The 7,932-nt window shown below is 70.4% G+C and carries 7 protein-coding genes; 1 reads left to right on the top strand and 6 read right to left on the bottom strand.

Annotated elements, in window-relative coordinates; genetic code table 11:
• Positions 1–491: 491 nt before the first annotated feature.
• Positions 492–1,664, bottom strand: coding sequence for an amidohydrolase family protein (locus ND748_RS20100; protein WP_251747549.1), 1,173 nt, complete (start codon positions 1,662–1,664; stop codon positions 492–494).
• Positions 1,665–1,955: 291 nt separating this feature from the next.
• Here ND748_RS20100 and ND748_RS20095 point away from each other — a divergent pair, with 291 nt between their 5' ends.
• Entirely contained in the window at positions 1,956–3,314 is a 1,359-nt protein-coding gene (locus tag ND748_RS20095; protein ID WP_251747548.1) for an ABC transporter substrate-binding protein, read from the top strand.
• 108 nt (positions 3,315–3,422) lie between these two features.
• Here ND748_RS20095 and ND748_RS20090 read toward each other — a convergent pair whose 3' ends face one another.
• From ND748_RS20090 to ND748_RS20070, 5 genes are all read right to left on the bottom strand, one after another.
• Positions 3,423–3,989, bottom strand: coding sequence for a MarR family winged helix-turn-helix transcriptional regulator (locus tag ND748_RS20090; protein WP_251747547.1), 567 nt, complete (start codon positions 3,987–3,989; stop codon positions 3,423–3,425).
• Positions 3,986–4,720 (bottom strand): SDR family oxidoreductase, encoded by a 735-nt coding sequence (locus ND748_RS20085; protein WP_251747546.1) that lies wholly within the window; start codon positions 4,718–4,720, stop codon positions 3,986–3,988. Before ND748_RS20085 ends, ND748_RS20090 begins: the two co-directional genes overlap by 4 nt.
• Positions 4,721–4,793: 73 nt before the next feature.
• Complete coding sequence (locus tag ND748_RS20080) at positions 4,794–5,108, bottom strand: hypothetical protein (RefSeq protein WP_251747545.1); 315 nt, start codon at positions 5,106–5,108, stop codon at positions 4,794–4,796.
• A gap of 27 nt (positions 5,109–5,135) precedes the next feature.
• Positions 5,136–5,861, bottom strand: coding sequence for a Phenylacetic acid catabolic protein (locus ND748_RS20075; protein ID WP_251747544.1), 726 nt, complete (start codon positions 5,859–5,861; stop codon positions 5,136–5,138).
• A 579-nt stretch (positions 5,862–6,440) separates the two neighbouring features.
• Positions 6,441–7,601, bottom strand: coding sequence for an acyl-CoA dehydrogenase family protein (locus ND748_RS20070; RefSeq protein WP_251747543.1), 1,161 nt, complete (start codon positions 7,599–7,601; stop codon positions 6,441–6,443).
• Positions 7,602–7,932 lie beyond the last annotated feature (331 nt).

Genomic DNA, 7,932 nt, shown 5'->3' with positions numbered 1-7,932 from the left:
GCCCGGCGTCGTGCGTCGGGCGTCGGGCGTCCGGTGTTCAGCGTCCGGTGTTCGACGCCCGGTGTTCGGCCGTTCGGCGTTCGGCGCCGGGGTGTGCCGGCAGCCGGCACTCGTCTCGCTGCCGGCCGGTCCGCCGGCACCGCCCCTCCGCCCCGCGTGGCGGGGGTGTGTCTGGGAACGGGGCGACCTGTTCCTTCTGAGGGGACGAATCGGACGCCGAACCCTACAGAAGGAACAGGGAGGCGCTTTCCCGCGCATCCGCCGCCCTCGCCCCGCCGTGACCCGGTCCGCGGTCCGCCTCAGTCACCACGCCGGGCATCACGAAACGTGACAGCAGGGCGGGAAGGGAATCTCTGCGGCGCTCTGCCCTGACGGCGGGCGGACGACACAAGGCCCGGGCACCCAGCGGTGCCCGGGCCTTGTCGGTGCGGCGGCCGGTGGCCAGCGGTCACCAGCTGGTGGTCAGCGGTCAGCGGGTACCGGCCGGTGGCTCAGGCCAGGTCGTAGAGCTTCATGGCATTGTCCTGCAGGATCTTGCGCAGCACGTCGTGCGGGAGGTCGCCGAGCTTGTCGTTGATGAACTGCCGGGGCGGCAGCGCCGAGCTCACCGGGCCCGGTGACATGCTCGTCGGGTGCGGGAAGTCGGTCTCGTACAGGATGTTGTCGGCGCCGACGTAGTCGATCGCCGCGCGCAGCGTCGGGCCGTGCTCGAACCAGAAGCAGGCGTAGATCTGGCGGCGGAAGTACTCGCTGGGCAGCAGGTCGTACTCGGGGTGCTCCTTGGCGACGCCGCACTCGGTCCACATCCAGTCCAGCGCCTGCAGGGTGAACGGCACCCAGCCGACGCCGCTCTCCACCGACACGAACTTCAGGTCGGGGAAGCGGTGGCACACGCCCGCGCCGATGAGGCTGCCCACGGTGCGGGCGTTGCCGAGGAAGAACGTCATCGGGAACGTCGCGTAGTTGGCGTGGACGCCGGCGGAGGGGTGCAGCAGCTGCGGCATCGTGGTGTCCCCGCTGCCGATGTGGAAGTTGACCGACAGGCCCATCTCCTGGGCCGCCGCCCACAGCCGGTCCCAGTGCGGATCGGTGAGCATGGGGGAGCCGAAGTCCTCGGGCGCCTGGGAGAACACCAGGCCCTTGTGGCCGAGCTCCGCGCAGCGCTTCATCTCGGCGATCGACAGGTCGATGTCCCAGAACGGCACCGCCATGACCGGGACGTAGCGGTCCGAGACCCGGCGGAAGTCCGCCAGCCAGTCGTTGTAGGCCTGTAAGAGCAGCAGCGCCAGCTCCATGTCGCCGAAGTCGGTGTAGCGCCCGGCGCCGAAGCCGGCGACGTTCGGGTAGAGGACCTCGGCGTGGATGCCGTACTCGTCCATGATCTCCAGGCGGCCCTCGGGCTGCCAGATGCGGGGGTCGACCATGTCGAGCTGGGCGGGGAACTTCGGGGGTGGCTCCTTCCACCCGGCGATGGCGAGACCGGCGGCCGGGCTGAGCACCTTGCCGCCGGCGATCCACCACTCGATGCCGTTGGCGTCGCGTTCGACGTGGGGCACGCGGTCGCCGTACTTCGACGGGACCCGGGACGTCCAGAGGTCGTAGTGCTCCACGACGTGGGTGTCGCAGTCGATGACCTTGAGGTCGAGTTCGTCGATGAGATCCACGATGTACCCCTCACGCGGGACCGGGAACACGCCCGGTCGGGACGGTGCGCACTACCTGCACGGGACGATAGGTGAGACGCAGATTACAGTCAACCGACGGGTCGAATAAATTCGGGGACGGGCCGCCCGGCGGCGGCGCGGCTCGCGACTGACTCGCGGCTGACTCGCGGTGCGGCTCTCGGCGGGACCTTCCGATTTATTCGATCGACCGGTGGACTAAATAATTGTGGAGCCGTACGGTGCTCCCACCCGTCGGCCACTGGGGGCCGACGCAGGTGGGAGGCGGTACCGGTGAGAGGTCGATCTGTGGCGGGGGCGCTGGCGCTCAGTTCCCTGCTCTTAGCCGCGGCGTGTTCGTCGTCGGGTTCGTCCGGAGGCGCCACGTCCGCAGGCGCCGCGACCGCGGCTGGCGCTGCCGGCGCTGGGAAGGCGAGCTCCGCGCCCGTCGCCAACAGCGACAACAACGCCTGGGCGCTGCGCTACACCGGAGGCTCCGCCGGCCCGGCGAAGGGCACGCCGTACAAGATCGGATTTGTCAGTCAGGACACCTTCCTGCCGTCCGCGACGCAGGGCGCGCGGGCCGCGGTGGCCTACGTCGACGCCGAGCTCGGCGGCGTCGGCGGCCGGCCGATCGAGCTGGTCTCCTGCTCGGTCAACGTGCCCGAGGACGCCGCCCGCTGCGGCGCCCAGATGGCCAACGACGCGTCGCTGTCACTGGTGGTCGTGGGTGGCCTCAGTGTCGGCAACAAGGAGTTCTACGACGCCGTGGGCGGCCGCAAGGCGATCCTCATCGGCAACGCCCTGGCCAGCGAGGACTTCGTGACGACCCGCGGCGTGGCCTACACCGCCGGCTCGCCCGGGGTGCTGATGGGCATGGCGCGCTTCGCCGTGGAGGAGCTCAAGGCCCGCACGGTGGCCGGCATCGTCCCGGACACCCCCGCCGGCCGTGCGGCCGCCCAGCAGCTCGTGAAGCCGATCCTGGACGCCGCCAAGGTGAAGTTCCGGCCGGTGTTCATCAGCCTGCAGGCCACCACCCCGGACCTGACCACGGCGCTGCAGGCCAGCGGCGCGGCCAGCGCCGACGCGCTGATCACCGCCTTCCCCCCGAGCAGCTGCATCAGCATGTACGACGCGATCCGCTCGCTCGGCATCAAGCCCAAGGTGATCACTACTGACCAGTGCGCCGACGTGCCGGTCCGCGCCCACCTCAAGACCATCGGTGCGCCCGACGCGATCCCCGACGGCTGGTACTACGCCAACTACGGCTACAACTTCGACCTGCCCGACGTCGACTCCGGGATGAAGACCTACCAGTACGCCGCGTCGAAGTACGCCAAGCCGCTGGGCAGCGCCCCCGTCGAGCTGCGCGGCTTCAGCGGGCCGACGTTCGGCACCGTGATGACCGCCGCCAAGATCGTCAATCAGCTCGGCGTGGACAAGGCCACGTCCTTCGACGTCGTCGACCGCGCGCTGCGCGGCTTCACCGGTCCGGCGATGCTCCAGGTCGGCCCGCTCAAGTGCGGCCAGGCGCCGTTCGTCGCCGTCTGCGGGCACCAGATCGGCGTCGACCAGTACACCGGTGGCAAGTGGACGAGCGTCCGCGACGGGCTCAACGACAAGCCGGTCAACCTGCTGGCCCCGGTGAGCTGACCGATCCCACCTACCCCCGGGCTCCCGGCCGGCGACGCCCCCGCCGGCCGGCGCCTTGGTGTCCTGGTGCCTCGGTGTCCTGGGGTCCTGGGGTCCTGGTGTCGATAGTTATTCCGGTCGGCTGCCCAGGTGACGGTCGGCTGACCCGGGATTCGATGCCGCCGGAATGGACGACCTCCCCTCGTCGGGTTCGGCCGCGTCTGCCTCGAGCAGACGGGTGAGGAGCCCGGCGAGCTGGCCGAGGTCGTCGGCCGGGAGTTTGCTGATCGCGGGGGGTGGGCGCAGCAGGATGGCGTCGGCGGTCGCGATGGCGTCGTGCCCGGCGGCGGTGAGCGCGACCAGTTTGCGGCGCCTGTCATCGGGGTGTGGGCGGCGTTCGACGAGACCGTGGGCTGCCAACTTGTCGACGATCAGGGTTGCGTAGGGGGCGTCGACGCCGTTGGCCTGCGCGAGTTGGCCGAGGGTCACCGGTCCGTCGCGGAGCTGGAAGAGGACTTTTCCGCGGCTGCCGCCAAGGCGGAACCCGAGCGCCTCGGCAAGCTCACCCCGGCGGTTGTGCGTCTCGACGAACCGGTGCATGAGGGCCCAGGCCTGCTGGCCGGGGTCGGCGGCGTTCGCTGGCGCGGTTCCGCGGCACCGCGCCTCGGCGGCCTGCTGGCCGGGATCGGCGTTCACCACGCTACCGTCCGGCCGAGGAAGTCGACGTAGTGCAGGCCGGGGCTGCCCTTCAGGGCGTCGAGGGTCCTGACGACGTTCGGGATGCTCTCGTCGATGGTGTACCGGGCGTCCGGGCCGCCGAGGTCGGTGCGCACCCAGCCGGGGGCCATGAGGACGAGGGTCCGGGGTTCGCCGTGGTGGCGGGCGGCGTAGCTGCGCATGAACGTGTTGAGCGCGGCCTTGCTGCCGCGGTAGACCTCGTGGCCGCCGCGCTCGTTGTTGGCCACGCTGCCCTGACCCGAGGACATCACCCCGATCGTGCCCGCAGGTTCGACGCGGTCCTGAAGGGCCTCGATGACGCGCAGCGGGCCGAGCGCGTTGGTGACCATCACCCGGGTGAACTCGTCGGTCGAGGTCTGCGCCACCGTGCCGTCGGGCTTGTTCGCCACGCCGGCGTTCACGAACAGCAGGTCGAACATCCGGTCCGCCAGACGATCGTGCAGCGTCGCGATCTGCGCGGGCTCGGTGACGTCGACGGTCTCGATCTCGATCTGCTCGGCGCAGGTGTCGGCGAGGTCATGCAGGGGAGTCCGGCCCGAGCCGCGCACGGTGGCCACGACCTGCCGACCGCCCTGCGTCCACTCTCGGGCGAGTGCGAGGCCCAGTCCGCGGGACGCGCCGATCAGGAGCACTCGACTGCCCGAGGTCGACGGCGCGTCGGCGGGACGCGCCGAATTAGTTGTAGTCACAGCAATTACTGTATGAGGTATAACTAATTCGGGCAAGCCGCGGACGGTCGCGGAGGGGGCAGCGGCGGAGGGGTCAGCGCTGGACGCCGACGGACTGCCACACCCGGAGCAGGACTTCCTCGTCGGGGGCGTCGAGCGACCACTGCCACGGCTTGGCGAAGACGAAGACCTGGGCCTCGTGATGGGTCGGGTCGCTGCCGTCGAGCATCGTGATGGTCACGCTCTTGTCGCCGGTGAGGACGAAGAAGACCTCGCGGTACTGCCCGAGGTGGACGTCGAGGACGACGGCGTCGGGGCCGTAGCGGTGGACGTCGACCGTCCGGCCCCGCGGCGCCGCGGGGCCGGACGGTGCGGGAGCGGCGGGGGGCTGCACCCCGTCCTGCCTCATGCCCGCGCCTGCCTCATGCCCGCGCCATCAGAGGAAACGGCGGTTCGCCGTGTCCGCGGGAACGGTGATGCCGAGTTCCTCCAGCAGCGGACGGGTGTCGGCGATGTACTGCTGGCGCAACTGCTCGTTGTTGAGCTTGCGCAGGCCCCAGCGGACGTAGGCGTCACTGAACTCCGAGTCCGAGCGGCCGAACATGTCCAACGCGGCCGGCCACCAGATCTTTATCTTCTCGTTGGCCTCCGCCAGCCCAGCCGGATCGGCGCACACCCGGCGCAGGTTCGACATGCCGAACGTCGCGTGGAACACCTCGTCCTTGTGCAGGCGCTCCGCCACGTTCAACAGGGGCTCGTAGGGCACGTCCTCCCACGTCTCCCCGATGTAGCAGCCCACCCGGTCGCCCAGGGCGTTGAAGTACGCCATGTCGCAGAACGTGTCGATGGGCAGGTGGAACAGGTACTGCTTGATCGGCTGCTCGACCACGCCGACGCCCAGGCCCGCCAGGATCCGCGCCGTGATGACGCCGTGCTCGACCTCCTGCTGCATGAGCTTCGCGAACGTCGTCTTCAGCCGCTCCTCGGGCGCGAGCGTCATGCAGCGTTCCCACAGGTGGTTCAGCAGCTCGGTGTAGTACCGGTTCGTCGAGTTCTCCAGGTGGTGCACGAGCATGCGCACCAGTAGGTCGGAGAACTCGCTCGGGATGTCGGCGTCGTTCTCCCGGTACACCCGACGCTCGCCCACCATCGCATCTCCCATGACCTCATCGTAGGAAGGTCGGTCATTATTGTCAACTCGTGAGTCGAAGGAATTCGACCGTTGCTGACCGGAGAGATGAATCGGGCACGGAAGCCTCCGGATGGGCGTCTGGGCCTGTCTTTCGCGCGTGTACGCGGCGGTCCGGTGGCGCGGTGTGCTGCTGGCGCAGCGGTCTGCTGGCGCGGCGGTCTGGTGGTTCGCTGGGATGCAGCGTTTCCGGGCCGGGACGGTTTCGAGTTGGGTGAGGACGGCCGGACGGCTCGTACGGAGGGTCGACGGCTCGCGCGTCGTCGGCGGATGCATGGGAGAGAGCTTCCATGGTTGTTCTGTAGGGTTCGGCGACCCATTTGTCCCTACAGAACGACCATGCGACTCCGCTCCCATGCACACCGCCCCGGGAGCCGGCGGGCAAGGGCGCCCCGCGGCTCGGGGTGCGGAGGCGCCGGGGTGCGTTCCGTGTAGCGACGCCAGCGTCCGCGGCCAGAAGGCCCGGCGGGCCGGGCCACGCCGGCCGAGTGGCGCCGGCCGAGTGGCGCCGGCTGAGCCACGCCGGCCGGGTGGCGGCGCTGCGCGGGTCGCTCAGGGGGCGGTGGGGTCGTCGAGTCGCAGGGCGCGGCCGATGACCTCTTTCATGATCTCGCTGCTGCCGCCGAAGATCCGGGTGATCCGCACGTCGCGGTACATCCGAGCGATCGGGTACTCCTCCATCCAGCCGTAGCCGCCGTGGAGCTGGACCCCGGCGTCGACCGCGTCGAACTCCAGTTCCGTCGCAAGCAGCTTCGCCGCGGCGGCGTCCTGCGGAGTGAGCGTGCCGGCGATCCTGGCCTGGACGCAGCCGTCCACGAGGGCCTGGACGGCGAGCGTGCGGGCGTGCAGGGCCGCCAGGACGAACCGGGTGTTCTGGAAGCTGCCGATCGTGGTGCCGAACGCCGTGCGGCTGCGCACGTACTGCCTGGTCAGCTCCTGGGCTCGGCGGGCGCTGGCGACGCTGCCGACGGCGATGGACAGCCGCTCGGCCGCCAGGTTGCGCATCAGGTAGTGCAGCCCGCGGTGCTCCTCGCCGAGCAGGTTCGTCGCCGGCACCCGGGCGTCGTTGAAGAACAGCTCGGCGGTGTCCTGCGCGCGCAGGCCGACCTTGTCGAGCTTGCGACCCCGCTCGAAGCCGGGGGTGGCGCGCTCCACCACGAGCAGGCTGAGCGAGCCCCGCCCGGCGCTCGGGTCCGTCTTGACCGCCACGACGACGAGGTCGGCGAGCAGGCCGTTGCTGATGAAGGTCTTGGCGCCGTTGACGACGAAGTGGTCGCCGTCGCGGATGGCGGTCGTGCGGATGCCGCGCAGGACGCTGCCGGCGCCGGGCTCGCTCATCGCGATGGCGGTCACGGATTCGCCGGAGCAGTAGCCGGGCAGCCAGCGCGCCTTCTGCTCGTCATCGGTCAGACCGACCAGGTAGGGGGCGAGCAGCTCGTTGTGCAGCGACAGGCCGAGTCCGGTGATGCCGCCGAACGCCAGTTCCTCGGTGACGATCACGTCGTAGCGGGGGTCGCTCAGCCCGGCGCCGCCGTACTGCTCGGGCACGGTGAGCCCGAGCAGGCCCATCTCGCCGGCCCGGCGCCAGGCGGAGCGGTCGACGACGCCGGCGCGCTCCCAGTCCTCGTGGTGCGGCTGGCATTCCTTGGTGACGAAGGTCCGCACCAGCTCGCGGAACTCCTCGTGTTCGGCCTCGAAGAGCGTGCGTTGCATGACGGCGACTCCTGTCTGTGCTCCTCGCGAGCTGGTAGTTCCTCGCGGGCCTGGTAGCTCCTCCGCGGGCCTGACAGCTCCTCGCGGGCCTGGTAGCTCCTCCGCGGGCTTGACAGCTCCTCGCGGATCGACTGCTCGTCGTGAGCCTGATTGCTCGTCGTGGCCTGGTTGCTCGTCGAGGGACGGGTCGCTCCGTGGGAGACGGGTTGCTCCTCGGGGGACGGATCGCTCCTCGGGGGACGGGTCAGCCGGCGGCCGTGCCGCCCGCGGCGGCGAAGGCGGGTGCGGTGGCCGGACGGGAGCGCAGGGCACCCCAGGCGGCAGCCATGGC

Source organism: Frankia sp. AiPs1 (assembly GCF_023716945.1).
Lineage (GTDB): Bacteria > Actinomycetota > Actinomycetes > Frankiales > Frankiaceae > Frankia.
Note: the sequence above shows the minus strand (reverse complement) of the source record. Positions and strands in the feature narration are given on the sequence as shown.

Bases quoted from the DNA above. Each gene is read 5' to 3' on its own strand.
- ND748_RS20075 (WP_251747544.1), bottom strand. From the start codon at position 5,861: ATGGGAGATGCGATGGTGGGCGAGCGTCGGGTGTACCGGGAGAACGAC.
- ND748_RS20070 (WP_251747543.1), bottom strand. From the start codon at position 7,601: ATGCAACGCACGCTCTTCGAGGCCGAACACGAGGAGTTCCGCGAGCTG.
- ND748_RS20080 (WP_251747545.1), bottom strand. From the start codon at position 5,108: ATGAGGCAGGACGGGGTGCAGCCCCCCGCCGCTCCCGCACCGTCCGGC.